Here is a 26,053-nt window from a genome sequence, read left to right on the forward strand (position 1 = left end):
TCAGAATATCATCCCCATTTAGCGTAAGATGGCTGCTGGGAGTGCCATTTGGAATATTGTGTTAATGACGCGCGCAATAGGAACCATGGGTGATTCAGCGACATAGACGACGTCTTTATTTTTGATCGGGAAGTCTTGTGCGGCGATAAGACCATTCCCGTCTTTCCATGAGAAAACATAGAGAGACATTTGAGAGTTAGGCTCTCTTCTAAAGACAAAGATACGCGTACTATTTGCAGAATTGGGGTTTAAGCCTTGTGCTTGCGCGAGTGTGCCTGACAAGGAAGGAGATTCACCAAAACCATACAGTCCGTTGTGGTTGATCCCGCCACCCATCACAACGACTTGCACAGGGGATTCTTTCTTGATGATAACTTTGTCTGCGGGTTGAAGAGCGATGTCTTTTTCCAGAGCGACGGAAATGGGGAGTTGTGCCTCTTGCTCATGCCGAACGACAGATACACGAATGGCATTTGTGTTTTTATCGAGATTACTATTCTCGCTTAACGAAGATGTTCCATTGCCGAGTGCTAATGTAATGGCTTGAGAGAGGGACATGCCCCCTGGAGACCATGAGAGAATTTTGGGTTGCCCGATTGAGCCTGTTACAGTGATTCCGGTTTGGGTGGAGGCAACATCTACGGTTATGTCTGGATCATTGACGATATTGCGTCTCACATAAGAGGACACAATAGATCTACGGGCTTGGTCAGGTGTTTTGCCTGCTACGCGAATACTACCGACATAAGGGAGTGTAATATTTCCGGCGGTATTAACCTGGAAAGAGCCGAGCGCCGTTTTTTGTGGGGCTTGAGACGGGGAGGTTGCAAGAGAACTCTCGTCAGCACCTTGGAAGCTCCATAACGAGATATTTAAAGTATCGCCCGGATGAATGGATGTTGTTCTGTAGGGCGAACTATTATTCAGGAAGTAAAGTGCTTCTGTAAGATCTTTCTCTTTTTTCTGGTTCTCTGCCACATTCATTGCGTTCGCAATTTCAGGCGTTACGTTCACAATATGAACATTGCGTGTTTTTTCAACAGGCTCTGCTAAGGGGCCAGCATTGGGCAGAGAGCATGATGTAAGAGGAAGGAAAACGAGTCCGCTAAGGAGGGCGACTGAGAGAGGGAGCTGCTTAAGTTTCATCGTAAAGGTCTCGCTGATCATGAAGGTTTAGGAAATGACAAAGCGGATGAGGAGCGATAGGGCCAACACAATGAGGATGGCTTTTAAGCGATTAGGCCCGGTAGGAGAGTGTGGGGTTGAGGGTTGGCTGATGGTTTGGAGGTAATATTGATTTTGCTTGCTCTTAATAACGGCTTCCTGAAGGGCTGTTTCGGCCGTTTCGAGTAGTTTTGCATCGGTATTTTGTTTTAAAATCAGGCTTTCATAGTTTGTAGCCTGAGAAAAAATAGATTTTGATACTTCTCGTAAATGAGAAGAGTTCTTTTTCAGAATATCTATTCTTGCTTTGAGGGAAGCAACTTTAGGGTTGTTACTTTCATACAGGTGGCCGATTTGAAAATCGCTATTGAGATCCATTTGCTTTGAATCGAGAGCTAGAGCCTCTTCTGATAAAGCGGCATAGTCTTTTTCAGGCGCTAAAAGGTTTGTATGTGTGCGCCATGCAGCAATATTGGCTGCATCTAAAGCAACAGCTTTGCGCATATCGGCAACTTCTGTGCGAGCTGAGGCAACAAAATCTGCACCTTCCAGATCATTTAAATGATTGAGATGATTGGAAACGTCCTTGAGTAACTCAGACGAAATTTTTTCAGATAAGACTGGTGAGAAAGAATTAACGGAAATTTTTGTAATACCTGTCTGCTCATCGATAGAGACATTCGTATTGTTTTTGTAATAATTCCAGAGTGAAACATCACTTGTACTAAAGAGACTTTTGAAGCCACCAAAGCGTGAAATGAAGTCTGCGTTAGAATAAACATCATATAAATTAAATTTGGTATTTATAGAGAGAAACTGATCCCACGATAGGGCTCTATTTTTAACAATCCATGCCCCAGAGGTATCATCATTATTATCTCCAGAAAGAATGTTTTTTAGGTTTGCTGAAGATTTTTGGGGGCTTTTTACTAAAATAATCGATTCAGATTCAAATGTTGGAGTAGCGATAAGCCCGAAATAGGAGATGGCTAAAAGGTTAGGAATGAGCAGTGTGTATAACGTTTTTTTAGACAAGTTAAACTTGTTGGCTTTTTGAGATTGGAATTTGTTTTTTATGTCAACAGGAATCTCTTTGTTACTGCGTTTTATGAATCGACTGAGCTTTGCGTCGAATGTTGTTGGCATAGATACCTCCTTCGAAAGTCTTTAATCTATTTCCTCAATAATGATTTCTATAAAGTATAGTTTTTATTTTTTTAATAAGTTTATCCTTATAAAAAGAACAAAAACAAAAAAAGCATCTTTTTAAGAAAGAAAACAAAATAAAAAAATTTAGTATAGATTTATTATATTGATAATTGTTTATTTCTTAATGTTTCTACTAGGAAAATGATTTTATGCAATCAAATTCATAATTATTTTTTACTTATTTTTTGACATATATCAATTTTATGACTGCGTCTGATAAGCATTTTTCATTCGTTAAATAACAGTGTTGAAATATCTATTGTTTTGTCTTTATTAACTTCTAAACAATATTTACCAACATGGCTTATTTCACGAATAGAAAGGGCGGATATGAGCCAAATAGACGTGATATTGCTGATTTCAGCAGGGCAAATGGATCGTTCTACACAGGCGTTATTTTGAATAAGTGATTTTCGGGATATTCCAGGTAACGCACCATCCTTTAGAGGAGGCGTGTAAAGGTTATTGTTCATGAGATAGAGAATATTTGCTGAAGTTGAATCCGCAATCGAATTATTATGATTTAGCAATATAGCGTCATCGAAACCATCTTGCTGTGCTTTCATTTTAGCTAAAATGAAAGGAAGATAATTGAGTGATTTGACCGCTGTAAGTGGAGATAAAGCATCTCTTTTATATTGAGAGTTAATGCAAAGGCGTTCTATTAGCTTTGATTGCGCGCTTTGAGGAAAAACTTGAATAAACACTGTTGGGGAAGAGGCCGTGGGCGGGGTAATTCCCCTTGGTCCACACCCGCGAGAGAGCGTTAGCCGCAGTGAGCCATTGTGAATATGGTTGAGGGAGATCAGATCGGAAATAGCTTTTTCCAAAATATGAATACGAGGAGGAGGGAGCATTAAGATACGGCACCCATGCAAAAGCCGTTCAATGTGGTCTGAAAACTTAGGAATATGTCTATTTTTGATCCGCATGGTTTCAAACAACCCATCCCCTAGCAGGAACCCCCGATCTCGTGGGTGTATGGACGTGTCATTCAGAGGTTGGATATTTCCGTTCAGCCACACATAGTCCGTCATTTTTGGAAGGCCTTTAAGAGAGGAGCGGCTTTTAGAAGCGTTTCATTATATTCTTTTTGAGGGTCTGAAAGCCATGTAATTCCCCCTCCTGCTCCGATAGAAAGGTGAGATGGTGTTCTGGAGATACTTCGAATAATGACAGAGCTATCCAATGAGCCGTCTTGCCCAATACGAAAGACACTCCCACAATACGCTCCGCGACTGGACGTTTCCACTTCATCAATAATTTCGAGGGCCCGTTTTTTGGGAGCCCCAGTAACTGAACCAGGGGGTAAGGTCGCTTTTAGTAAGTCGATTGCGGTAAAACCTGTTTGAATTTTACCCTGCACGCTGGAGACGAGGTGTAACACATGTTGGAACTGTTCGACGCGCGACAATTCAGGAACATGTACAGATCCAAGCTGGCTTATTTTACCAATATCATTACGCATTAAATCGGTAATCATCAGATTTTCAGCATTTTCTTTTGGATCTGAGGCAAGTTTTGCTGTGTAAAATTCTTGCTCTTGTGCAGTTTTGCCAAGAGGGGCTGTTCCCTTAATAGGGCGTGTTTCAATCCGTCCATCCGAACTGAGAGAAATAAATCGCTCGACAGAGGCGCTTAGTAAGGAAAAATGAGGTGATTTGAGGTAAGCGCCAAAAGGAGCTGGAGAGGTGGTGCGTAAGATATCATAAGCAGCAATTTCATTAAAATCATACGGGATTTTAGCAAACCAGCGCATAGTAAGGTTGGCCTGAAAGATATCACCTGCGCCGATATAATTAATAATCTTTTGAACAGAGCGCTGATACAATTCAGAGGATTGCTCAGCTTGGAAATCTAGAGAGAGCGGTTGATTTTGAGAGAAGGGATACGGCCATGTTGGCGGTGGAAGCTGATCTTTACTCACCCACCAGCATTTTTGCTCCTGCCGATCAAAAGCAAGAATATTATTATAAGTCGCGGCGATAAAAAGTGGCGTACATGAGTGATGGCGGGAGAGAACATTCTCTAAATATAACCCTGCTTCATAAGAAGCCATTCCAATAACACCATTATAAAAAGGAATATGGGTTGAGAGAGTGTGCTGAACGGATTGGGCCATTTCTTGTAAATGATCCCATACAGAGCCTGAAACGTATTGATCGTTACGGATAATGTTATTCTTCTCAACGGTTAACGTTTCAGAGGGATAAAGACCAATATAGCTCCAACGCCCGCGTTGAGTTTGTGTAGAACCGCCGCTATCGAGAAAAGCAGCCCAAGGCTGATCTTTTAGTAAAGAGAGTGCATCAGAGGGCGGTTTCCAAGGGAGTTCTTGAACTAACGGATTAATAATCATTTTTTAACTTATATTGAATGCGGTCATAGGCGTATAACATAAGAGAATATATATAATTGGAAGGTATTAGACGTGAAAATTAGATTAGTTTTTGCCTTGATCTTATTAACATCTCTTTCTGCATGCGGCCCTGATTATGGAAGCCAAGGCACTCGGCAGTTCCGAGGCGATGGCTTTGGGAATGTTGGGGTCGGTGTCAGTAGTTATGGGTATCAAGGCGGACCAGTATAAAACTAGGGTTGTAAGGCCTCTTTGATGAGTTTTTCTTGTTGAACAATGTGTGCTCCCGGTAGTCCTGTTGCGGGCGATGCTGCACTTGGCCGCCCTACATACCGGGGGCGTGTCACTTTGTGCTGCGCTTCACGAAGTGTATGTTCAATACGACGGTCAACAAAGGTCCATGCTCCATTATTTTCAGGCTCTTCTTGGCACCAGATGATATCATCAGCCTCTGGGTAGAGAGTGAGCTGGGCTAAAAGAGCATGATGAGGGAAGGGGTAAAGCTGCTCAAGTCGAATAATCGCGGTTTGTGTCTGGCCTGAACTCTTCCGTTCCGCAACTAAATCATAAAAAACTTTCCCCGAACATAGGATGATTTTGCGAATATGTTCTGGGTTAGGGAGTTCTGGGTCTGGCAGAACGGGTTGAAAACGTGTGTGTGGCCCCATTTCAGCCAAAGAAGAGACTGCTTCTTTATGTCTGAGAAGAGATTTGGGGGTGAAAACAACAAGAGGTTTACGGCAGCGACGAACAATTTGTCGGCGTAAGGCATGAAAGTAATTCGCGGGAGTAGTAATATTACAGACCCGTAAATTATTTTCGGCACAGAGTTGTAAAAAACGCTCAGGGCGTGCGGACGAATGTTCTGGTCCTCCGCCTTCATATCCATGAGGAAGAAGTAGTGTAAGCCCGGATGTTCTTAGCCATTTGGTTTCGCCGGAAGCAATAAATTGATCGATGATGATTTGTGCACCATTGGCAAAATCTCCAAATTGAGCTTCCCATAAAACCAAAGCCTCATGGTTGCCTAAAGAATAGCCATATTCAAAACCCAGCACACCAAATTCAGAAAGAGGGGAGTTCCATAATTGGATAGGAGCTTGATGGGGAGCAATATGAGAGAGCGGAACCGCCTCATGGCCCGTTTTTTGATCAAAGAGAGTCGCGTGTCTTTGGCTAAATGTTCCGCGTTTGCTGTCTTGCCCCGAGAGACGGACAAGATGGCCATCGATAGACAAAGTACCGATTGCCAAAGCCTCTGCTGTGGCCCAATCAATTGGTCCTTCGTTTTGAACAGCTGTTCCACGCGCAATAATTTGGCGTGAAAGCCGTGAATGAATTGTAATATCCGCAGGAATGGTGCCGATGGCTTCACCAACCATTTTTAGGCGGGGCAGTGGAACGCCTGTCATGGGTTGAATGCGCTCTGGCTCATCTTGCAGGCGTGTCGGGTCTTGAGGGCTATCGAGCCAATCGGTGATGTTGGGTTGATAGTTCTCAGATGCTTTAAATTGTTCTTCCAGTTCTTTTTGGAAGTTGAGCCACATATTTTCTACTTCAGAAGAAGATAGAATACCTCTCTCGACAAGCTTTTGAGCATAGAGCTGTCGGGTAGGCCGTTGTGACTGAATAGCCTGAGCCATGAGAGGTTGTGTAAAAGCCGGCTCATCAGTTTCATTATGCCCATGGCGACGGTAACACACCACATCAAGCACGATATCGGTATGAAACTCTTTGCGCCATTTATGAGCGAGTGATGCTGCTCGTACTACGGCCTCAGGGTCATCTCCATTAACGTGGAGGATAGGAGCCTGAATTGTTTTGGCAATATCGCTGTTATGAAGGCCAGAATGTGCATCAGATGGTAGAGTGGTAAAACCGATTTGATTATTGATGATGACATGTACCGTCCCTCCCGTTTGGTATCCCTTTAGCTTGGAGAGAGAGAGGGTTTCATACACAACGCCTTGGCCAGCGAAAGCTGCATCCCCATGAATAAGAATACCCAGATGCTGGTTACGATCTTTATCTTTTGTCCGATCTTGATCTGCGCGAACACGTCCAATTACAACCGGATCCACGGCTTCGAGATGGGATGGGTTCGGCAGGAGAGAGAGACGCATGCTGTGTCCAGCGTCTTGCATCGTGGTTGCTGTGCCAAGATGGTATTTAACGTCTCCAGAGCCTTCAATATGCTCTGGTTTAAAAGAGGCTCCAGAAAATTCACTAAAAATGGCAGCAAAAGGCTTACATAAGATATTCGCCATGACGTTAAGACGGCCACGGTGAGGCATGCCGAAAGAAATAGATTTTACGTTGTCGCGATAGGCGGAGTTGACGAGTGTTCGCAGAGCAACGATCAGGCTTTCTCCCCCTTCAAGACCAAAGCGACGCATACCGATGAAGCGTTTCTGGCAGAAAAACTCGAATCCTTCTGCGCGTGTGAGCGTCCATAGGATTTCTTTTGGGTCTAAAGAAAAAGATGATGGGGGGGTATTTTCAAACTGGTCAATCCACCATTGGCGCTGAGTTGGATCTTGAATATGCATGAACTCAATCGCGAGAGTTCCGCTGTAAGCACGGCGTAGTTTTTCTTTTAAACCTGCATCTGCCTGAGCTGGGTCAAGTTCTGGAATGTGTGGCGTAGGTGCAAGTTTTAAGGGATCCAGTTGAGCTATGGAATGACCACGCAGGCGGTAAGATTCTTTAAGGAGTTCAGCTTGATCGTTTGAGCCACTGGACGCAAGAGGGAGCTGTTCCGACCCAAGGGTTTCAAAGAGAGCTGCAAAAGTAGGGTCCACAGACGATGGATCATTTTGCCAGCGTGCATGTAATTCTGCCAGATAAACAGTGTTATTGCTGTTAATAGCATCCCGATCGTCGCGATGATCACCCATGAATTACGTCTCCAGCTCCAGCAGGGAGGAGACTTTTAGCCGATCATAAGGAGTGGGGAAACAGGGTTTGATGATAAGAGACAAAAGAAAGTGAAGAGAGTGGTCTTTTCTTGAAATGTGAGGAGTGTTTACCGCACACTTGCGAAGGCTTTGGGTTCAACAAAAGAGTTTTTTAATTGTTTTGATGTTTATATTGCAGAGATGAATTATGAGGGGAGTATGCGCAATTGGTTTATCATTTTTGTATTGTTAGAAATAATACAAATATCATCAGCTTGGGCTGATCGTTCCACGCAGCATCTACCCGTTGTAAGAGGTGCCCATGTTATGGGGTATCAACTGTTTCAGCTTGAGCGTAATATATTGAAGTGTAATGGCGTTCCCAAATTATGGCATGTGGCTGATATTAAGCCACGCGAGCAAGAGAGTTCTTTTTGCAAAGGGCGTGTTATCCGTGGAGAGAGAGTTACACCTCATTATTTGCCTAATTTTAAAATGCCGAAATTTAAAGTTTCTTTAAAAGGGTAGTTTAACTCACCGAACATAGCGTACACATATGGTTCTTGTACGGTTGTTTCAGTGAGGGTAGCCTCTGGTCATGTCTGAAGTATCGCTTGATTATCATGCTCTGCAAACGACTCCTGTTGCGGAGAAGCCATTCCCGCACGTGGTCGTAAAGCATTTTATTAATAACACAGATTTAAAATCGATTGTGGCAGAGTTGCCGGCGATGCAAAGCGGTGGGTCTTTCCCTCCTGAAGCGTTAAAACTGAGCCCACGCGTTTCCGCCTTGTTAGCAGAACTACAGGGGCCAAAATTAAAAGGAATCGTAGCCGAAAAATTTGGGCTGGATCTTGTGGGTGCACCGACCATGTTAACGATGCGTGGTAAAACAAGAGAGAAAGATGGTCGGATACATCGTGATTCTGACGCAAAGCTTGTGACTATTTTATTGTATTTAAACCCACGGGAAGAAGACTGGTCATCCAAAGGGGGGTGTTTACGCCTGTTAAATGGCCCAGACGATGTGGAAGACTATGACGTTGAGATTGTACCGGCAGAAGGAGCGTTAGCCATATTCCCCAATGGTCCTACGACGTGGCATGGACACAGACAGTTTGTCGGAACGCGGTATACAATCCAGCTTAATTATATGGCGACGAGTAAGAAAGCACAGTATGAACTTCGTCGACATCGTTTTTCCTCATGGTTAAAAAGACTGCCATTTGTTGGTTGAATTGTAAGAAGAAAGTGTGAGTTTATGGGTTATCGAGTTGCAGTTGCGGGTGCTACAGGAGCGGTAGGGCGTGAGTTACTCCGCATTTTGGCAGAGCGGAATTTTCCTATTGATGAAATTGTAGCTTTGGCGTCCCCTAAATCTGTAGGGCGGGAAATTTCTTTTGGTGATAAGAAGGTTTTGAAAGTTCAAAATCTTGAAACGTTTGATTTCAAGGGATGGGATTTAGCTCTTTTTTCTCCAGGTGGAGCTGTTTCTGCAAAATATGCTCCTAAGGCAGCAGAAGCGGGCTGTATTGTTATTGATAATACATCCCACTTTCGCATGGAGCCGGGTATTCCGCTGGTTGTGCCAGAAGTGAATCCGACATCACTCCAAAAAGCGAAACGTGGGATTATTGCAAACCCGAACTGCTCGACAGCTCAAATGGTTGTGGCGCTAAAGCCCCTCAATGATTTGTTTAAGATTAAGCGTGTTGTTGTGTCGACGTATCAGGCAGTCTCGGGGGCTGGCAAAAGTGGAATGGATGAGCTTTTTGCTCAGTCAAAGGGCTCATTTGTTAATGATCCACCGGCCGTAGAGCAGTTTACCAAGCAAATTGCTTTCAACGTTATTCCACATATTGATCGTTTTATGGAAGATGGAGCGACTAAAGAAGAGTGGAAGATGGCTGTTGAAACACGCAAAATCTTGGATCCAGATATTCAGGTTTTTGCAACATGCGTGCGTGTTCCCGTCTTTATTGGCCATTCAGAGGCTGTGAGCATCGAATGTGAGAAGCCTGTTGATTTGAAGAAAGCGCGTGAAGCTTTGAGAAATGCGCCGGGCGTTATTTTACGTGATGAGCGAGAAGATGGTGGCTATGTCACACCGATTGAGTGTGTTGGTGAAGACGCAACCTATGTTTCTCGTTTGCGGGTTGACCCAACGGTTGAGAACGGACTCGCTTTTTGGTGTGTCTCAGACAATCTGCGTAAAGGGGCTGCATTGAATGCGGTTCAGATTGCAGAGAGTCTGGTGGAGCAAGGTTTGGTTAAGAAACACGCTGACGCTTCAAACGCATAAAGCCTGTTGCTTTTAAAGCTGAGTAAAAAACCCTTTCCTTTCAGTACGAGAGGAGGGGGTTTTTATTGTCTTTGAGGGGTGAAATAAAAAAATATACGGGAATGCATTTTTTTCTTGAAATAGAGGAAAAAGGGGTTCAGTCTCATAATTGAACCTACAGAGAATTTTCTTTCAAAGGGTTCAAAGGAGGCAAGTATGGCTCTGTTAAATACTCTAACGCCTTATACAGCTTCAATTGGAATTCTAGCGGTGGCTTTTGCTTGTATTACCGCACAGAAGACACAACGCCGCAGCCTCTCATATGTGAGAGTAAGGCACCGAAGATAGCGTCCTTGCATAGGACGCGACTAAAAGTTGAATAATAATTAAGTTAAATTTTTTTAGATTGTAGATCATCACCATTTCCTGAGAGAGTATAATTTTAGATTATATTCTCTCAGTTGAGATCGGGGTTTGAACCTCAAAAAAGAAATTTATAAAAAAGGCGCTATAAGGCGCCTATTTTTTTGCTTGTCTTAAAAAAACGAAACACGATGTTAAGGTTTTAAACTATTCAAGAGAATTATTGATGGCTTACAATTCCTAGATAACAAAGGGACTTTATGAAATTTTTATATAAGAAGCCTCGCGTCACTCCGCCTGTGGAAGGCCGTACAGGAGTAATGATTGTAAATTTAGGGACTCCAGAAGGGACGGATTATTTTTCTGTTCGGCGTTATTTAAGCGAGTTTTTATCTGATCAACGTGTGATCGAGAGTTCTCCTTTTATTTGGCAGCCTATTTTGCAGGGAATCGTGCTGGCAAAACGTCCCTTTGTCAGTGGAGAAAATTATGCTCGGATTTGGGATCGGGAGGAAAATGCTTCGCCTCTGCGGGTGTACACGCAAAGGCAAGCAGAGAAGTTGGCAAAACGATTTAAAAAGGATGGTGTGCCTGTTGAGTGGGGTATGAGGTATGGAAAGCCGTCAGTCTCTCAGGCATTGGATCGCTTAATGGATCAAGGGTGTGACCGAATCATCAGCATCCCACTTTACCCACAATATTCTGCCACGACGACAGCGACCGCAAATGACCAGTTGTTTCGTGCTTTAATGAAAAGGCGTTATCAACCTTCCGTCTTGACCGTGCCGTCTTTCCCTGACCATCCATTATTTATCAAAGCACTAGAAAATTCGGTAAGAGAAACCTTACAGGGTTTGGATTTTAAACCTCAAAGAATTGTTGCTTCTTTCCACGGTCTTCCAAAGACATGTGTTGATAAAGGGGATCCGTATCAGAAAGAATGTTATCGAACCGCAACGGCTCTTAGAGAAGCTTTAGATTTAAGAGAGGAGCAAATGCCTGTTACATTCCAGTCGAGGTTTGGGCCTTTAGAATGGATACAGCCTTATACAGCACCATTTGTAACGGATTTGCCGAAACAGGGAATTACAAAAATTGCCGTCATTATGCCCGGGTTTATATCGGACTGCATTGAGACGCTGGATGAAATTGGAAATGAATTACGAGAAGAATTTTTAGAAGCAGGAGGAGAGAAGTTTGCGATGATCCCTTGTTTAAATGATACGGACGATTCAATTAATTTGTTAGAGAAATTATCACGCGATGCACTACAGGGGTTTCATCCCTCTGAAGGCTAATATTGGCTGAGATATAAAAAACATCCGCAGTTTATACGGATGTTTTTTATATAAGATTTAGTGTTGAGCAGCAGGTGCTGCTGTTGGAGCTGCCGGAGCAGTTGATGCTGGGGGAGTAGCAGGAGCTGGTTTTGCAGGAGTAGAGCTTGCATTACCATTATCAGGATGCTCTGCCTCATACCATTCTGCTTTTTGCTTTACAGAAGCAGAATCGTGGTGACGTTGCCACCAGCTTGCATTTGGGTCACCAGGATGTTCTTTATCCCAAAGAGCAGCTTTTTCACGCATATCTTTACGGTAAGCGTGCCGACGATACATTCCTGTTGCACAGCCGCCTGCTGCTCCTAGAACGCCATGATGAGCTAAGTGACCTGCAACAGCTCCCGCTGCACCGTATTTAAGGCAGCCACCGGGTTCAGCAAGGGCTGGAGATGCAGATAGAACTGCTACTAAAGCGAGTGTAGAACGTATTTTTAAAGACATAAAACGCCTATATGTATACCGTAATCTCAATCAATGAGATTTTCTGATAGTAAGAGTAGGATTATTTCACATTGTTTTCAATGTAATGTGTCATTTTACACATTTTATAAGAATAAAATCTTAACGTCATTGGACGTAGGAGAGGGTTCTTCCTCTTCGTTTTAATTAGTAGATGAGGTTGCTTTATATTTTAAAGCAACCTCATTGGGGCGGCGTTAGAGTGCTTTTTCGAGTTCTGGAAGAACGTCAAATAAATCTCCAACGATTCCATAATCAGCAATACGGAAAATTGGCGCTTCCGGATCTTTATTAATTGCCACAATGACGCGGCTGTCTTTCATCCCAGCCAAATGTTGGATAGCCCCCGACAGACCAACGGCAATGTAAAGTTCAGGAGCAACAATTTTTCCTGTTTGCCCGACTTGCATTTCATTGGGGGCAAAGCCTGCATCTACTGCGGCACGGGATGCGCCGATAGCGGCTTTCAATTTGTCGGCAATCGGCTCAAGAAGTTTGAAGTTTGCTTCGTCTTTCATTCCTTTCCCGCCAGAAATTACAACACGAGCAGATTCTAATTCCGGGCGGCCGGAGTTTGAAAGTTCAACTTTTACGAATGTTGATTTATTATTCGTAGGAGCTTCTACAGTTTTAACAGCGGCATTGCCGCCGTTCGGTGCCGCAGGGTCAAAGTTGGATGCCCGTACAGTTAGAATTTTCACGGTATCAGACGAACGAACCGTTGCGAGAGCGTTGCCTGCATAAATAGGGCGTACAAACGTATCCGCATCCTTAATTTCAATGACGTCTGGAATGGGTTGAGCATCCAGTAATCCAGCAAGGCGCGGGAGAACGTTTTTACCGTTGGCGGTCGCAGAAGCAATAATGTGGCTGTAATCTTTAGCGAGCGTGGCAAGAATATCTGCTGAAGGTTCAGCTAATTCGTGAGTTAGGCCTTCGACTGAGAAAACGTTTTTAACATGTGGCAATTGAGCGGCAATGTCTGCTCCTTTACCAAAAACAATGGCATCGACTTCCCCAAATTTGGTAGCAGCCGTAAGGGCTGAGCGTGAAGCTTGACGAACTTCGCCGTTCTCAATCTCAATAACAACAAGAGCAGTCATCAGATCACCTTCGCTTCAGTTTTTAGTTTTTCAACAAGTTCAGCAGCATTATTTAACTTTATGCCTTCTTTTCTTTCTGGGGGCTCAACAACAGAGACCGTTGTTAAACGAGGCGCCAGATCAAGCCCAAGCTCAGAAGCTTCGAGTGTTTCAAGAGGCTTTTTGCGTGCCTTCATGATGTTAGGAAGGGACGCATAGCGCGGTTCATTGAGGCGCAGATCCGCTGTAATGACGGCTGGAAGTGAAAGGGAGATGGTTTCAACACCGCCATCAATTTCACGGATGACCTCAATCTTCCCATCGGCAACATTGATGTTGCTAGCAAAGGTTCCTTGCGGCCAGCCCAGCTTTGCAGCAAGCATCTGTCCCGTTGCATTCATATCATCGTCGATTGCTTGCTTACCCATGCAGACAAGGTTGGGTTGCTCACGGTCTACGATGGCTTTTAAGGCATTTGCGACTGCGCGCGGTTCAAGTGCATCGTCCGTGCGAACAAGGATAGCACGGTCTGCCCCCATTGCCATGGATGTTCTGAGAACATCTTGTGCAACTTGTTGGCCGATTGTAACGACAACCACTTCTTTCGCAACGCCTTTTTCACGGAGGCGAAGTGCTTCTTCAACAGCAATTTCATCAAATGGGTTTAAGGACATTTTCAGTCCTTGTGTTTCAACGCCACTGTTGTCGGCTGCAACTCGAACTTTGACGTTGTAATCAACCACCCGTTTAACTGGGACTAAAATTTTCATTGTCATCTTTCGCTGCTATTGCTGCTCATAATTGCTGCCATGGTAACTGAAAAATTTTAGCAAGTCACATTATAAGTAGATGGAAATATTACATTCCAACCGGATAATTGGGGCCACCGCCACCCTCTGGTGGGCACCATTCGATATTTTGGGCAGGGTCTTTAATATCGCACGTTTTGCAATGCACGCAGTTTTGAGCATTGATCCGTAATTCCCAATGATGTTCGCTTTTTTCTTCCTGCTCGTAAACGCCAGCAGGACAGTAGCGACTTTCGGGCGAATCAAACACATCATGATTGATGGTTTTCCAAATCGCTTTTTTGCGTAGCTTTAAATGGGGTGGTTGGTTTTCTTCATGGTTCGTTCCGCTCAAAAAAACAGAACTAACACGATCAAACGTTAAGACATTATCGGGTTTAGGATAATTGATGCGCTCCGATAAAGAAGCGGCCCGCAAGGTTTCGTTATCGGCATGGGGGTGATGTAACGTCCAAGGAGCGCGTCCACGGAAAATCATGCTGTCGATGCCCGCGTAGAGCGCGCCTGCTTTCATGCCCCATTTAGAGAAAGCTGGGCGAATATTGCGTGCCATCCGAAGTTCTGACCAAAGCCAAGAATCCCGAACGCGTTGTGTTAAAGAAGAGGCCTCCGAACGATCCGTCTTTAAAGCTTCAGCCACAGCATCCGCCGCAAGAATCCCGGATTTCATAGCGGTATGCGTGCCTTTGATTTTTGGCATATTGAGAAAGCCAGCGGAATCCCCAGCAAGAACCCCACCGGGGAAGGTGAGGCGTGGAATAGACTGAAAACCGCCTTCATTGAGCGCACGTGCGCCGTAGATAATTCTTTTTCCACCTTTGAAGTGTTCTTTAAATGCAGGATGTAACTTGGTGCGCTGCATTTCTTCAAAAGGAGAAAGGTAAGGGTTGCTGTAATCAAGCCCAGTCACAAAACCATAGCTGACAAGATTATCACCAAAATGATAGAGCCATGCGCCACCATAGGTGTGGTCGTCTAATGGCCAGCCAAAACTGTGTTGAACAAAGCCTGGGCGATGGTTTTCTTTGGGAACCTCCCAAACCTCTTTCACGCCGAGACCATAAGTTTGCGGATCCACCCCGCGGCGTAAACCAAAACGTTTCATGGCCTGTGCACTTAACGAGCCGCGCGCTCCTTCGGTGAGAACCGTTTGCTTGGCTTTTAAAATCATACCGGGAGTAAAGTTGGGCCCGTGGGAACCGTCTTTATCGATCCCCATATCACCTGTAATTACCCCTGCGACACGGTTATTTTCAATAAAAAGCTCTGCTCCTGCAAAGCCAGGATAAATTTCTACCCCTAACGCCTCAGCTTGCTCTCCCAACCAACGGCATACTTCTCCTAAGGAGACAACAAAGTTCCCGTGGTTGTTCATATGGGGCATGAGAAGATTAATATAAGGAATTTGAAAAGAACGTTTCTCTGTCAGGAAGAGAACACGCTCTTCGGAAACGGGCGTTCTTAACGGAGCATTAAGTGTCTCTAAGTTAGGAAAAAGTTCTTGAAGGGCACGCGGCTCAATCACCGCTCCTGAGACGATTTGAGCGCCAATCTCGCTTCCTTTTTCAATCAGACATACAGATGTTTCTGGTGTGATCTGTTTTAGACGAATTGCCGTAGCAAGGCCTGCTGGCCCTCCACCAACCACAACAACATCGAATTCCATTTCGTCGCGTTCGATTTGGGTCATGATGTAGAAACTCGCTCAATATGCTTGAGAAAAAGGAAGAGGAATGGACTTAGGGTCGTCGTTTAAAAGTCCAATAAAAAGGCTGTCGGCCTTCACGGAAAGCTTTTGCTTCATAACGTGTAGGCGACCATCCTTCAGGGCGTTCTTTTTCGGGAGGGGTGTTAACGAAAAGATCCTGTTGGCTCATAACGTCTATAACCCAGTCTTGGTAGACAGGATGATCACTGGCAACACGCCAAGTCCCACCGGGTTTAAGAACGCGATGTAACTCTTGTAAGTTTTCTGGGTGAACAAAGCGCCGCTTTGCATGACGTGCTTTGGGCCACGGGTCAGGAAACATCAGATAAGCACGATCCAGACTATGGTCTGGCATGGCTTTTAAAAGCTGCCGAGCATCTTCTGGCCATATGCGAAAGCGAGAAGGGGGTTGGGCTGTCGCTTCCTCATTCTCTGGGACGAGGCGCGACAAAACCGAGCATAATCCATTTTCAAAGACTTCAGACGCAATATAGCCTGTGTCTGGATTAAGCTCAGATTGGGAAACGGCATGTTCGCCGCTTCCAAAACCGATCTCTAGAAAAACCCGTGATACAGGTTCAGAGAACCCTTGTGCAGGATTGTCTGCTGAGGAGAAGGTAAAGCGAGGCAACGCTTGATCGAGAAGATATTGTTGCCTTGCCCGGAGCGGATGCCCACGTTGACGTCCGTAAAGCCGCTCCGGTTGTGGTTTGAGAGACTGTTTCAGGGTCTTACCGGTTAAAAGCGTTGCGAAGAGTATCGACGAGATCCGTTTGTTCCCACGTGAAGTTATCAAGCGCAGGATCAGGGACGCGGCCAAAATGTCCGTATGCAGATGTCGGAACATAGATAGGACGGTTTAGACGCAGATGCTTGCGGATACCACGTGGTGAAAGATCGACGATCTGGTTTAGGATAGCTCCCAAACGCGCTTCATCAATGTCTTTACCTGTACCATCGAGGTCAACATAGACGGACAAAGGCTTTGACACACCGATCGCATAGCTAAGCTGAATTGTGCAGCGATCCGCTAAATCAGCCGCGACAACGTTCTTAGCAAGATAGCGCGCTGCATAAGCAGCGGAACGGTCCACCTTGGTTGGGTCTTTTCCAGAGAAAGCACCACCACCATGAGGAGCTGCACCACCATAGGTATCAACGATGATCTTACGACCCGTTAAACCAGCATCCCCATCAGGCCCACCAATAACGAAGTTACCTGTTGGGTTGATGTAGAACTCTTCTTCTGGGCACATCCAGCCATTTGGAAGAACCTCGCGCACTACTTCACGAAGTGTTTCACGAATAGTGTGCTGGCTCATCCCTTCAACGTGCTGCGTTGAAATGACGACAGATGTAACACCAATCGGCTTACCATCGACATAACGCAGAGTAACTTGGCTTTTTGCGTCAGGTAGAAGGCCAACACCACGAGGGTCACCATTCTTGCGGTAATCGCGGATGGTTTCCAAAATGGTTTGAGCGTAAAAAAGAGGAGCGGGCATCAAGTTTTCAGTTTCGCGTGTTGCAAAACCAAACATGATTCCTTGGTCACCCGCACCTTCATCTTTATTATCAGCACTATCAACGCCTTGAGCGATGTCAGCAGACTGAGCATGAAGGTATGAGGTGATCTCAGCGGTTTTCCAAGAAAAACCTTCCTGATCATATCCAATGTCTTTGATTGCTTCGCGGGCGCGATCAATCAGAGTATCTTCAACAGCTTTAGGGCCTCTTACTTCACCTGCCAAAACAACACGATTGGTTGTGACAAGCGTTTCACAGGCAACGCGTGATTCTGGATCAGCCTCAAGGTAGGCGTCCAGAACAGTATCAGAAATGCGGTCAGCTACTTTATCGGGATGGCCCTCGGAAACAGATTCAGAGGTAAATAGAAAATCGCCGTAATTGCGCACTCAGGGACCTCGCAGGGAATGAGTGGTGAAAAGGATCATAGTTTCATGAAGAGAGGAACTATGATGTTCAAAGAAAGAAGAGACGGCTTGGCTTAAATGTGCGTCAGGGTCAAGAGTTTTGGTAAAAAACTATCAATTTTTCTTAAAGAGGCGGTCTGAAGAAAGCGAGGAACAAAGGATTTAGTTTGGAAGAAAAACCATACTAAAACGTGCTTAACAACACAACGAATCGTCTTTTTAAAAATTGCGCAGGGATGTGAAGGTTAAAATCCCCCTGCGCAACCGTCATTTTATCCCTTTAAGACGTCACTCATCCCGTAAAGGCCGGGACGCTGATGAGGAAGCCAGCGTGCAGCCATAACAGCCCCTCGCGCAAAAACACGCCGATCTAACGCACGATGTGAAAGGGTTATTTGTTCATCGGCAGCAATAAACATAAGGTCATGCTCGCCAACAATTTGCCCTCCACGAATGGAGGCGAAGCCAATAGCATCGTCAGGACGGCGAGAGTTTTGGTCAAAACGAGCGACTTTATTGAAATCAGCTTGTCTTCCCTCAGCAACAGCACGCCCAATCGCTAAAGCAGTACCAGAAGGGGCATCAATTTTTTGACGATGATGGGCTTCGATAATCTCTGCATCATATTCGGGTAACGCTTTACCCAGTTGGCGTGCTAATTCAAGGAAGAGAGTGAGTGCTGGCGAAAAATTAGCGGCTTGTAAAACTGGAATATGTTGAGCTGCCTCTTCTACAGCGGCTTGTGCTTCTTCTGCGAGGCCTGTTGTTCCTAAAACCCAAGCGCATTTTGCTTGTGTGAAAGCGCGCGCATGGGAGATAACCTGAGACGCGTGGCTTACGTCTATAATAACATCACTCATCTCAGCGAGAAGAGTAGGCTGGGTTACAATATGACGTTTAGAATCTTCCTGACGGGAGAGGCCACCAACCAGTTCTGTTCCGGCCTCTTCTGCGCAAAGTGAACCGAGACGTCCTGTAATTCCTGCGATACCAATGCGAAGAGGGCGTGTCATACTCAGTGTGTCCTCAATTTATATTGTGTCACTCCTTAAAACGGGAGCGACACAACAAGATGTTTTAACGGCCTTCAAAAAAATCCCGGACTTTTGCGAAAAATCCACTGCTTTCCGGGTTGGCTTTTGTGTGATCATCACCTGCTTCGGTTTCGAATTCTTCTAACAGTTCGCGCTGACGCTTGGTGAGGTGGTGCGGTGTTTCAACGCCCACATTGATATACATATCCCCTCGGGCAGAGGAACGAAGAACAGAGAAGCCTTTGCCCCTTAGGCGGAAAGTCTCTCCTGTTTGTGTGCCTGATGGAATCCGAACTTTGGTGCGTGTTCCATCAATGACAGGTACTTCAACTTCTGTTCCAAGGGCAGCTTGTGTCATGCGTAGAGGAACACGGCAATAGATGTTGGCACCGTCGCGTTGGAAGATCTCATGAGACATCACCGCCACATGGACATATAGGTCTCCAGGTTGAACACCATCACCGCCAGCTTCTCCTTTGCCAGCCATACGGATGCGTGTGCCATCTTCTACGCCCGCAGGGATATCAACGGAGATTGTTTCTTTTTTGGCTTCTGTCCCTGATCCATGGCAGGTTTTGCATGGATTTTGTACTGTACGTCCAGAGCCGTGGCAGGTTGGACACATTCTCTCGACCAAGAAGAAGCCTTGTTGAGCACGTACTTTTCCAGCCCCATGGCATGTAGCGCATGTTGTCGTACTTCCGCTAGGATCAGCCGAGCCGGTGCCATGGCATGTTTCACACGTAATCCGTGTTTGGATTTCAACATCTTTATTAATGCCAGAATAGGCTTCTGTAAGACTAATTTCGACCTGAACTTGAATGTCTGCGCCAGTACGACGGGCGCCTCCTCGGCGGCCTCCCATCATATCGCCAAACATCTGATCAAATATATCACCAAGGCCACCAGCGCCGAAGCCGCTAAAGCCGCCGCCCATTCCTCCCATGCCGCCTTCGAAAGCATCATGACCATAGCGGTCATAGGCCGCACGTTTTTGATCGTCTTTTAGAACGTCGTAAGCTTCATTGATTTCTTTGAATTTTTGTTCAGCTGTTTCATCCCCTTGGTTACGGTCAGGATGATAACGCATCGCTTGCTTACGATATGCTTTTTTGAGGTCTCCTGAGGAGACTGTACGAGAAACCTCAAGGATTTCGTAATAATCAATTTTGATAGACATGTGTCGGTCCTTATCTGAGGGCCGGAAATAAAAATGGCGCCCATTCCGGATGGGAACGGGCGCCCGTTAAAGGTTACCGAGCAAGGGGCTTATGCACCTTGTTCGAAGAAGTCACCCGACTTAGTGCTTCTTATGGTCGTCAACATCTTCGAAGTCTGCATCGACGATGTCTTCTTCCTTGTGGCCGCCTTCAGAGGCTTCTGCACTAGGTTGAGCTTGTTGTTGCGCAGCTTGGCCAACCTTCATCGCAGCTTGTGTCAGTTTCTCACTCGCTGATTTGATGGCTTCAGCATTGTCGCCCGCAATCGCTTCACGTGCGGCAGAAATTGCTGCTTCAGCTTCAGATTTATCAGCAGCAGGAACCTTATCACCAGCTTCCGTTAGAGATTTCTCTGTCTGATGGATGAGGCTCTCTGTGCTGTTGCGAAGTTCAACCAGTTCACGTTTCGCTTTGTCAGCAGAAGCATTTGCTTCAGCTTCTTTAACCATACGATCAATATCAGAGTCGGATAGACCGCCAGAAGCCTGAATCTTGATCTGTTGTTCTTTGCCTGTTGCTTTGTCTTTTGCTGAAACGTTGACGATACCGTTTGCATCAATATCAAATGTAACTTCGATCTGAGGGACACCGCGTGGGGCAGGTGCAATTCCTTGCAAGTCAAAGTTACCAAGCAGCTTGTTATCCGCTGCCATCTCACGTTCACCCTGATAGACCTTAATGGTCACAGCGCTTTGGTTGTCTTCAGCAGTGGAGAATGTCTGGCTTTTCTTGGTCGGAATAGTTGTATTCCGGTCAATCAAGCGTGTGAAGACACCGCCAAGCGTTTCGATACCAAGGGAAAGTGGGGTAACGTCAAGAAGAAGAACGTCTTTAACATCACCTTGAAGAACCGCACCCTGAACAGCTGCACCAATAGCTACAACTTCGTCTGGGTTAACGTTACGAGCTGGCTCTTTACCGAAGAATTCCTTAACGGTTTCGATGACCTTTGGCATACGGGTCATACCACCAACCAAGATGACCTCATCGATCTCTTTGTTGGAAATGTCAGCATCTTTAAGAGCTGCACGACATGGGCCCAATGTGCGTTGGATCAGATCTTCGACAAGGCTTTCGAGCTTTGCGCGTGTCAATTTAACGACAAGGTGCTTTGGCCCAGAAGCGTCAGCTGTGATGAACGGCAGATTGATTTCTGTTTCCATGGAGGAAGAGAGTTCAATCTTCGCTTTTTCAGCAGCTTCTTTTAGGCGTTGCAGAGCAAGCTTGTCGCTACGTAGGTCGATGCCTTGATCTTTTTTGAATTCATCAGCGAGGTAGCCGATGATGCGGTTATCGAAGTCTTCACCACCAAGGAATGTATCACCGTTTGTGGATTTAACTTCGATCACGCCGTCAGAGATTTCAAGGATGGAAACGTCGAACGTACCACCACCCAAGTCATAAACAGCAACCGTACCAGAATCACGCTTACCAAGACCGTAAGCAAGAGCGGCTGCTGTTGGCTCATTGATAATTCTTAGAACTTCAAGACCAGCAATTTTACCAGCATCACGGGTAGCCTGACGCTGAGCATCATTGAAGTATGCTGGAACAGTGATAACAGCCTGAGTTACCTTTTCACCGAGGTAAGATTCAGCTGTTTCCTTCATTTTACCAAGAACGAAGGCAGAAATCTGGGCAGGTGAGTAATCTTTTCCGCGTGCGCGAACCCAAGCATCTCCGTTATCGCCTTTTACGATTTCGTAAGGGACCATTTTCTGGTCTTTGGCAACGGTCGGATCGTCAAAACGACGGCCAATAAGACGCTTTACTGCATAAAGTGTGTTTGTAGGGTTGGTAACAGCCTGACGTTTTGCTGCTTGCCCGACAAGGCGCTCACCGCTCTCGGTGAAAGCGACCATAGATGGCGTGGTACGTGCGCCTTCGCTGTTTTCGATAACCCGGTTTTCATCTCCTTCGCGGATCGCGACGCAGGAGTTGGTTGTACCAAGGTCAATACCAATAACTTTTGCCATAATATTATGTCCTTTTCAGCGGTTTTCTTCAGCCCTGTTAGGCACTAAACAAAACCCTTGCGACTTAAGATTTGGGAAACTTTCTTTAGAATCCCATACTCTAGGTAGCAATTTAAGCAGACTATCTTCTTCTTTCAAGGGCTTTAATTAATTTCTGCTCGAATGAAGAAGGTGTGTTGTGAAATTATAGGGAAACGATCATAAATTAAGTTCTCCAAAGCGAAGGCCCTTCATTTATCTTTATGAAAAGACACGTAATTATAATTATTAGAGCTGTGATCAGCGCTGCTATCATGAGTGCTTCAGCATGTGGGCCTATTGGCCCTTCTCATTTGCAGCATGATCCGTTGGAGTATTCCAGTGCTTTGGGGGATACGCAAAAGCACGAGATGTTACTGAATATTGTACGTATTCGTTATGCTGATCCGCCGACATTTTTGGATACGACGCAGGTTATTGCAGGGTATAGCGTTTCTAAAAGTGTAAGTGGCGGTTTTTACGCTTATCCAGCATCGGCAATAGGAAATTATTTGTTTGGTACTGGAACCGTAACAGCGGGGGAAAACCCAACTTTTACGTATCAGCCCGTGACAGGCGAGCAATATGCTGAAAATATTGTTCGGCCTATTTCGCCAACGGTCATTATGCCGTTAAGCCTTGGGGGAATGCCGATTGATACGCTTTTGCGGCTTACCGCCCAATCAATTGATGGTTTGTCGAATGTTCGTGGCTTAGGGGCAGGGCCATTTGGTGGAGGCTCTGTCCGGTTTTATTTGCTTTTGCATGATCTGCGGCAATTACAGATTGCAGGGGCGATGACTATTCGTATTACGACAGATGGGGATGATACGGGTTCCAGCTTAGGGGCATCAAAAGATGCGCATAAAGAAGATCATCACAGTGATAAGAAGGAGCGCTCCTTCCTTGTTTTATCAAGTACGTCAGATAATAACTTATTAGCTATTCAGGCGGAGGTGCGTCGCCTTCTTCATTTGGATCCACACGCAACAGAAGCAGAAATTGTGTATGGCCCGTCTCCTAAAAGGCCGGGGCAAATAGCGATCTTAACACGCTCTATGTTAGCGATGCTTACTCAGTTGGCCTATGAGGTGGAAGTTCCAGATGAAGATGTTCGAGTTGGTCGAACCCCTCCGACGATTGATCAGGTTGGAATTGAAAACAGACCAGAAGTGGTCATTCATGCAGGTAAGCGTCCCCCTACGCGTCGGTATGCTGCCGTGCGTTATAATGATGTATGGTTCTGGATTGATGAAAAAGACTTTCAGAGTAAGTTGGCCTTTACTCTTGTTCAGGTTTTAAGTGCTTTGGCGGCGACAAATCATAGCCCAGGGGCTGTTGTAACAATCCCCGCGGGCTAAAATAGAGCAGAAGTAAAAACAAAGTTTCGTGATAAAGGAACACGTTTTTTTTATCACTATACTACTATATTGTAATGGACTTTTTTGGCTGAAAAAATATAGCGTCTCTTTACTATAAAAAGAGGGGGCATTTCTATGCCAGAGAAGGGAAGTTCAAAAACACTTGGTTGGTGGCTAGTGCTACTTTTGGGTGTTTTTATTTTTGTAACAAGCGTGTTCTTTATCAGGCTAGGCGGTGAGTTAGCCTATGAGGGTGGGACAACATATTACATTATCTGCGGTGTTTTATTGCTTGTTTCATCTGTTTTGACCGTTTTAGGCCGTGTGAGCGGTGCATTATTATACTTTATAGCGCTTATTTATACATGGATATGGGCATTTTATGAGATTGGGTTGGATGCCAATCAACTCATGCCGCGTGTTTTTGGGCCTACATTAATCGGTATTCTTTTTGTGTTTGCTCTTCCCGCATTACGGCGCATGCAAGCGCGTCGTGCAGTTAAAGGGACTGTCTGATGAAACGGTTTTATCTTCTCGCAACGGTTGCTGGTCTTTCTGTTGCGTCTATGACGGGGGCGGCTTACGCACAGGTACAACCCTCTGATACTGTTCCAGATGTCAGCAATAGTGAGCCAACGGATAAAACAGATGCTCCATCTGGGAAGTTTGCTGCACCTTCTCCGTATGCTCCGCAAGCGCCCGGCGTAAATGCAGCGAATTTGCCAGATATTGATTCGATTGATCCGTCTCAGCTTCCTGCAATGGTTCCTCAGCAAAGCGCGCATCCCGCCTCAGGTGATTGGGCTGCCTATGGGCATGATGATACGCAGCAAAGATATTCATCTCTTTCTGAAATTACACCTGAGAATGTCGGCCAGTTGAAGGTTGCATTTGTTTACCATACGGGAAGTTATCCCCGCCCTGGTCAGGTGAATAAATGGGCAGCGGAAACAACTCCCATTAAGGTGGGGGATGGTCTTTATACCTGCTCTGCCATGAATGACTTGATTAAGCTGGATCCTGCAACGGGTAAGCAAATCTGGCGCAGAGATGTGGATGTGAAATATCACTCCATTCCTTATACAGCCGCCTGTAAAGGTGTAACGTATTTTACATCTTCTCAGGTTCCGGAAGGCCAGCCTTGCCACAACCGTATTATTGAGGGGACGCTGGATATGCGTCTTATTGCGGTTGATGCAGCAACGGGACAGTTCTGTCCTAATTTTGGACATAACGGCCAAGTGAACTTGATGCAGGGAATGGGTGAGTCTGTTCCCGGGTTTGTAGCAACGACAGCTCCTCCACCTGTTATTAATGGTGTGGTCGTTGTTAATCATGAAGTGTTGGATGGCCAGCGTCGTTGGGCGCCATCGGGTGTTATTCGTGGGTATGATGCTGAAACAGGCAAGTTTGTTTGGGCATGGGATGTCAATAACCCCAATGATCATAGTCAACCTACAGGGGATCATCATTACAGCCGCGGCACACCCAATTCTTGGGCGGCGATGACGGGTGATAATGAACTTGGTCTGGTTTACGTCCCTACAGGGAACTCCGCGGCGGATTATTATAGTGCATTGCGGAGCAGTGAAGAAAACAAGGTATCCTCCGCAGTTGTGGCGATTGATGTAAAAACGGGTTCACCAAGGTGGGTTTTCCAAACGACTCATAAAGATGTTTGGGATTATGATATTGGCTCTCAAGCAACTCTTATCGATATGCCGGGGCCAGACGGGAAAACAATTCCTGCTTTGATTATGCCAACCAAGCGTGGTGAGACGTTTGTTCTTGATCGCCGTACAGGCAAGCCTGTTCTTCCTGTAGAAGAGCGTAAAGCGCCATCTCCCGGTATGATCCCAGATGATCCAAGAGCGCCGACACAACCTTGGTCTGTCGCAATGCCTCAACTCAAAATGCCGGATCTGAAAGAGACGGATATGTGGGGGATGACACCGATTGATCAGTTGTTTTGTCGTGTAAAGTTCCGTCGTGCGCATTATGTGGGTGAATTCACCCCGCCGAGCCTTGATAAACCATGGATTGAATATCCAAGCTATAATGGTGGTAGCGATTGGGGGTCTATGTCTTATGATCCACAATCAGGGATCTTGATCGCCAACTGGAATAATATGGCGATGTATGATCAGTTGGTAACCAGAAAACAGGCAGATAAGCTTGGTTTGATGCCGATTGATGATCCTAACTTCAAACCCGGCGGTGGTGGTGCTGAAGGGAATGGCGCCATGGCTGATACACCTTATGCCATTGTGGTCTCACCTTTTTGGAACCAGTATACAAAAATGCTGTGCACCAAGCCTCCTTATGGGATGATCACGGCAATTGATATGAAGCATGGTCACAAGGTGTTGTGGCAACATCCGCTGGGAACAGCGCGCGCTAATGGACCATGGGGCTTGCCAACGGGTCTTCCTTGGGAAATTGGAACACCGAATAACGGTGGATCTGTTGTGACCGCTGGTGGATTGATTTTCATTGCTGCGGCAACGGATAATATGATCCGTGCTATTGATGAGAAAACAGGGAAAGTGCTTTGGAGTGCTGTGCTTCCAGGCGGCGGCCAAGCTAATCCTATGACGTATGAAGCCAATGGTCACCAATATGTAGCGATCATGGCAGGGGGGCATCACTTCATGGCTACTCCTGTAACAGATCAGTTGGTTGTTTTTGCTTTGCCTGACGCAAAGAAATAAAAGAACCTTATAAAAGAAAGCCCGTTTTTCTTAGCCAGTAAGAAAGACGGGCTTTTTTTTGTTTAGAAATCATTTTAAATGACGAAGGCTTCAGGACTCAGACCTTAACATGATTGGCCTTGTCATCA

22 protein-coding genes are annotated in these 26,053 nt (G+C 45.6%); 8 read left to right on the forward strand and 14 right to left on the reverse strand.

Annotated elements, in window-relative coordinates; genetic code table 11:
• Nucleotides 1-18: 18 nt before the first annotated feature.
• The 4 genes from E3D00_RS05050 to E3D00_RS05065 form a co-directional block, all read right to left on the reverse strand.
• Entirely contained in the window at nt 19-1,146 is a 1,128-nt protein-coding gene (locus E3D00_RS05050; RefSeq protein WP_181441931.1) for a polysaccharide biosynthesis/export family protein, read from the reverse strand.
• Nucleotides 1,147-1,173: 27 nt separating this feature from the next.
• Nucleotides 1,174-2,310 carry a hypothetical protein gene (locus E3D00_RS05055; protein ID WP_141460512.1) on the reverse strand — a complete coding sequence of 379 codons (1,137 nt, stop codon included), beginning with the start codon at nt 2,308-2,310 and terminating at the stop codon, nt 1,174-1,176.
• 290 nt (nt 2,311-2,600) lie between these two features.
• The gene (locus E3D00_RS05060) at nt 2,601-3,410 is read right to left on the reverse strand and encodes an aminotransferase class IV (RefSeq protein ID WP_141460514.1); all 810 of its coding nucleotides are present in this window, start codon (nt 3,408-3,410) and stop codon (nt 2,601-2,603) included.
• Complete coding sequence (locus E3D00_RS05065) at nt 3,407-4,732, reverse strand: anthranilate synthase component I family protein (protein WP_141460516.1); 1,326 nt, start codon at nt 4,730-4,732, stop codon at nt 3,407-3,409. The genes E3D00_RS05060 and E3D00_RS05065 overlap by 4 nt, the downstream gene beginning before the upstream one ends.
• 72 nt (nt 4,733-4,804) lie before the next feature.
• Between E3D00_RS05065 and E3D00_RS10525 the strand changes: the two genes are divergently transcribed.
• Nucleotides 4,805-4,963, forward strand: coding sequence for a hypothetical protein (locus tag E3D00_RS10525; RefSeq protein ID WP_181441932.1), 159 nt, complete (start codon nt 4,805-4,807; stop codon nt 4,961-4,963).
• Between the two features lie 2 nt (nt 4,964-4,965).
• On the opposite strand, the gene E3D00_RS05070 is transcribed toward E3D00_RS10525, so the two are convergent.
• The gene (locus tag E3D00_RS05070) at nt 4,966-7,629 is read right to left on the reverse strand and encodes a 2-oxoglutarate dehydrogenase E1 component (RefSeq protein WP_141460518.1); all 2,664 of its coding nucleotides are present in this window, start codon (nt 7,627-7,629) and stop codon (nt 4,966-4,968) included.
• A 219-nt stretch (nt 7,630-7,848) separates the two neighbouring features.
• Here E3D00_RS05070 and E3D00_RS05075 point away from each other — a divergent pair, with 219 nt between their 5' ends.
• The 4 genes from E3D00_RS05075 to hemH all read left to right on the forward strand — a co-directional run bounded on the left by E3D00_RS05075 (nt 7,849) and on the right by hemH (nt 11,571).
• Complete coding sequence (locus tag E3D00_RS05075; protein WP_141460520.1) at nt 7,849-8,157, forward strand: hypothetical protein; 309 nt, start codon at nt 7,849-7,851, stop codon at nt 8,155-8,157.
• A gap of 70 nt (nt 8,158-8,227) precedes the next feature.
• The gene (locus E3D00_RS05080) at nt 8,228-8,866 is read left to right on the forward strand and encodes a 2OG-Fe(II) oxygenase family protein (RefSeq protein WP_141460522.1); all 639 of its coding nucleotides are present in this window, start codon (nt 8,228-8,230) and stop codon (nt 8,864-8,866) included.
• A gap of 24 nt (nt 8,867-8,890) precedes the next feature.
• Nucleotides 8,891-9,931 (forward strand): aspartate-semialdehyde dehydrogenase, encoded by a 1,041-nt coding sequence (locus E3D00_RS05085; protein ID WP_141460524.1) that lies wholly within the window; start codon nt 8,891-8,893, stop codon nt 9,929-9,931.
• Between the two features lie 602 nt (nt 9,932-10,533).
• On the forward strand, nt 10,534-11,571 hold the full coding sequence (gene hemH, locus E3D00_RS05095; RefSeq protein ID WP_141460526.1) for a ferrochelatase: 1,038 nt from the start codon (nt 10,534-10,536) through the stop codon (nt 11,569-11,571).
• A gap of 57 nt (nt 11,572-11,628) precedes the next feature.
• Here hemH and E3D00_RS05100 read toward each other — a convergent pair whose 3' ends face one another.
• The 9 genes from E3D00_RS05100 to dnaK form a co-directional block, all read right to left on the reverse strand.
• Nucleotides 11,629-12,054 carry a hypothetical protein gene (locus E3D00_RS05100; RefSeq protein ID WP_141460528.1) on the reverse strand — a complete coding sequence of 142 codons (426 nt, stop codon included), beginning with the start codon at nt 12,052-12,054 and terminating at the stop codon, nt 11,629-11,631.
• A 215-nt stretch (nt 12,055-12,269) separates the two neighbouring features.
• Complete coding sequence (locus E3D00_RS05105; RefSeq protein ID WP_141460530.1) at nt 12,270-13,175, reverse strand: electron transfer flavoprotein subunit alpha/FixB family protein; 906 nt, start codon at nt 13,173-13,175, stop codon at nt 12,270-12,272.
• Nucleotides 13,175-13,924 (reverse strand): electron transfer flavoprotein subunit beta/FixA family protein, encoded by a 750-nt coding sequence (locus E3D00_RS05110; protein WP_141460532.1) that lies wholly within the window; start codon nt 13,922-13,924, stop codon nt 13,175-13,177. The genes E3D00_RS05105 and E3D00_RS05110 overlap by 1 nt, the downstream gene beginning before the upstream one ends.
• Before the next feature lie 88 nt (nt 13,925-14,012).
• Nucleotides 14,013-15,653 carry an electron transfer flavoprotein-ubiquinone oxidoreductase gene (locus tag E3D00_RS05115; protein WP_141460534.1) on the reverse strand — a complete coding sequence of 547 codons (1,641 nt, stop codon included), beginning with the start codon at nt 15,651-15,653 and terminating at the stop codon, nt 14,013-14,015.
• 49 nt (nt 15,654-15,702) lie between these two features.
• Entirely contained in the window at nt 15,703-16,431 is a 729-nt protein-coding gene (trmB, locus tag E3D00_RS05120) for a tRNA (guanine(46)-N(7))-methyltransferase TrmB (protein ID WP_408909366.1), read from the reverse strand.
• Nucleotides 16,403-17,587 carry a methionine adenosyltransferase gene (gene metK, locus E3D00_RS05125; protein WP_141460538.1) on the reverse strand — a complete coding sequence of 395 codons (1,185 nt, stop codon included), beginning with the start codon at nt 17,585-17,587 and terminating at the stop codon, nt 16,403-16,405. Before metK ends, trmB begins: the two co-directional genes overlap by 29 nt.
• A 290-nt stretch (nt 17,588-17,877) precedes the next feature.
• A complete protein-coding gene (dapB, locus tag E3D00_RS05130; RefSeq protein WP_141460540.1) occupies nt 17,878-18,618 on the reverse strand; it encodes a 4-hydroxy-tetrahydrodipicolinate reductase in 741 nt (246 codons plus the stop codon).
• Between the two features lie 64 nt (nt 18,619-18,682).
• Complete coding sequence (dnaJ, locus tag E3D00_RS05135; protein WP_141460542.1) at nt 18,683-19,819, reverse strand: molecular chaperone DnaJ; 1,137 nt, start codon at nt 19,817-19,819, stop codon at nt 18,683-18,685.
• 120 nt (nt 19,820-19,939) lie between these two features.
• Nucleotides 19,940-21,835, reverse strand: a complete 1,896-nt coding sequence (dnaK, locus tag E3D00_RS05140; RefSeq protein WP_141460545.1) for a molecular chaperone DnaK — start codon at nt 21,833-21,835, stop codon at nt 19,940-19,942.
• A gap of 293 nt (nt 21,836-22,128) precedes the next feature.
• Between dnaK and E3D00_RS05145 the strand changes: the two genes are divergently transcribed.
• The 3 genes from E3D00_RS05145 (at nt 22,129) to E3D00_RS05155 (ending at nt 25,925) form a co-directional block, all read left to right on the forward strand.
• Nucleotides 22,129-23,214, forward strand: coding sequence for a hypothetical protein (locus tag E3D00_RS05145; protein ID WP_246091360.1), 1,086 nt, complete (start codon nt 22,129-22,131; stop codon nt 23,212-23,214).
• Between the two features lie 135 nt (nt 23,215-23,349).
• On the forward strand, nt 23,350-23,730 hold the full coding sequence (locus tag E3D00_RS05150; protein WP_141460546.1) for a glycerol dehydrogenase: 381 nt from the start codon (nt 23,350-23,352) through the stop codon (nt 23,728-23,730).
• Nucleotides 23,730-25,925: a pyrroloquinoline quinone-dependent dehydrogenase gene (locus E3D00_RS05155; RefSeq protein WP_141460548.1), complete on the forward strand. Its 2,196-nt coding sequence runs from the start codon at nt 23,730-23,732 to the stop codon at nt 25,923-25,925. The genes E3D00_RS05150 and E3D00_RS05155 overlap by 1 nt, the downstream gene beginning before the upstream one ends.
• Nucleotides 25,926-26,053: the final 128 nt, after the last annotated feature.

The organism is Swingsia samuiensis, from assembly GCF_006542355.1.
GTDB lineage: Bacteria > Pseudomonadota > Alphaproteobacteria > Acetobacterales > Acetobacteraceae > Gluconobacter > Gluconobacter samuiensis.

What these genes read in the sequence shown, in the direction of transcription:
- E3D00_RS05105 (WP_141460530.1), bottom strand. Translation starts at nt 13,175, where the DNA reads ATGACTGCTCTTGTTGTTATTGAGATTGAGAACGGCGAAGTTCGTCAA.
- dapB (WP_141460540.1), bottom strand. Translation starts at nt 18,618, where the DNA reads ATGACACGCCCTCTTCGCATTGGTATCGCAGGAATTACAGGACGTCTC.
- hemH (WP_141460526.1), top strand. Translation starts at nt 10,534, where the DNA reads ATGAAATTTTTATATAAGAAGCCTCGCGTCACTCCGCCTGTGGAAGGC.
- E3D00_RS05100 (WP_141460528.1), bottom strand. Translation starts at nt 12,054, where the DNA reads ATGTCTTTAAAAATACGTTCTACACTCGCTTTAGTAGCAGTTCTATCT.
- E3D00_RS05065 (WP_141460516.1), bottom strand. Translation starts at nt 4,732, where the DNA reads ATGATTATTAATCCGTTAGTTCAAGAACTCCCTTGGAAACCGCCCTCT.
- E3D00_RS05075 (WP_141460520.1), top strand. Translation starts at nt 7,849, where the DNA reads ATGCGCAATTGGTTTATCATTTTTGTATTGTTAGAAATAATACAAATA.
- E3D00_RS05050 (WP_181441931.1), bottom strand. Translation starts at nt 1,146, where the DNA reads ATGAAACTTAAGCAGCTCCCTCTCTCAGTCGCCCTCCTTAGCGGACTC.
- E3D00_RS05085 (WP_141460524.1), top strand. Translation starts at nt 8,891, where the DNA reads ATGGGTTATCGAGTTGCAGTTGCGGGTGCTACAGGAGCGGTAGGGCGT.
- E3D00_RS05150 (WP_141460546.1), top strand. Translation starts at nt 23,350, where the DNA reads ATGCCAGAGAAGGGAAGTTCAAAAACACTTGGTTGGTGGCTAGTGCTA.
- dnaJ (WP_141460542.1), bottom strand. Translation starts at nt 19,819, where the DNA reads ATGTCTATCAAAATTGATTATTACGAAATCCTTGAGGTTTCTCGTACA.
- E3D00_RS05145 (WP_246091360.1), top strand. Translation starts at nt 22,129, where the DNA reads ATGAGTGCTTCAGCATGTGGGCCTATTGGCCCTTCTCATTTGCAGCAT.
- E3D00_RS05115 (WP_141460534.1), bottom strand. Translation starts at nt 15,653, where the DNA reads ATGACCCAAATCGAACGCGACGAAATGGAATTCGATGTTGTTGTGGTT.
- E3D00_RS05070 (WP_141460518.1), bottom strand. Translation starts at nt 7,629, where the DNA reads ATGGGTGATCATCGCGACGATCGGGATGCTATTAACAGCAATAACACT.
- E3D00_RS05055 (WP_141460512.1), bottom strand. Translation starts at nt 2,310, where the DNA reads ATGCCAACAACATTCGACGCAAAGCTCAGTCGATTCATAAAACGCAGT.
- E3D00_RS05110 (WP_141460532.1), bottom strand. Translation starts at nt 13,924, where the DNA reads ATGAAAATTTTAGTCCCAGTTAAACGGGTGGTTGATTACAACGTCAAA.
- E3D00_RS05155 (WP_141460548.1), top strand. Translation starts at nt 23,730, where the DNA reads ATGAAACGGTTTTATCTTCTCGCAACGGTTGCTGGTCTTTCTGTTGCG.
- E3D00_RS05080 (WP_141460522.1), top strand. Translation starts at nt 8,228, where the DNA reads ATGTCTGAAGTATCGCTTGATTATCATGCTCTGCAAACGACTCCTGTT.
- E3D00_RS05060 (WP_141460514.1), bottom strand. Translation starts at nt 3,410, where the DNA reads ATGACGGACTATGTGTGGCTGAACGGAAATATCCAACCTCTGAATGAC.
- dnaK (WP_141460545.1), bottom strand. Translation starts at nt 21,835, where the DNA reads ATGGCAAAAGTTATTGGTATTGACCTTGGTACAACCAACTCCTGCGTC.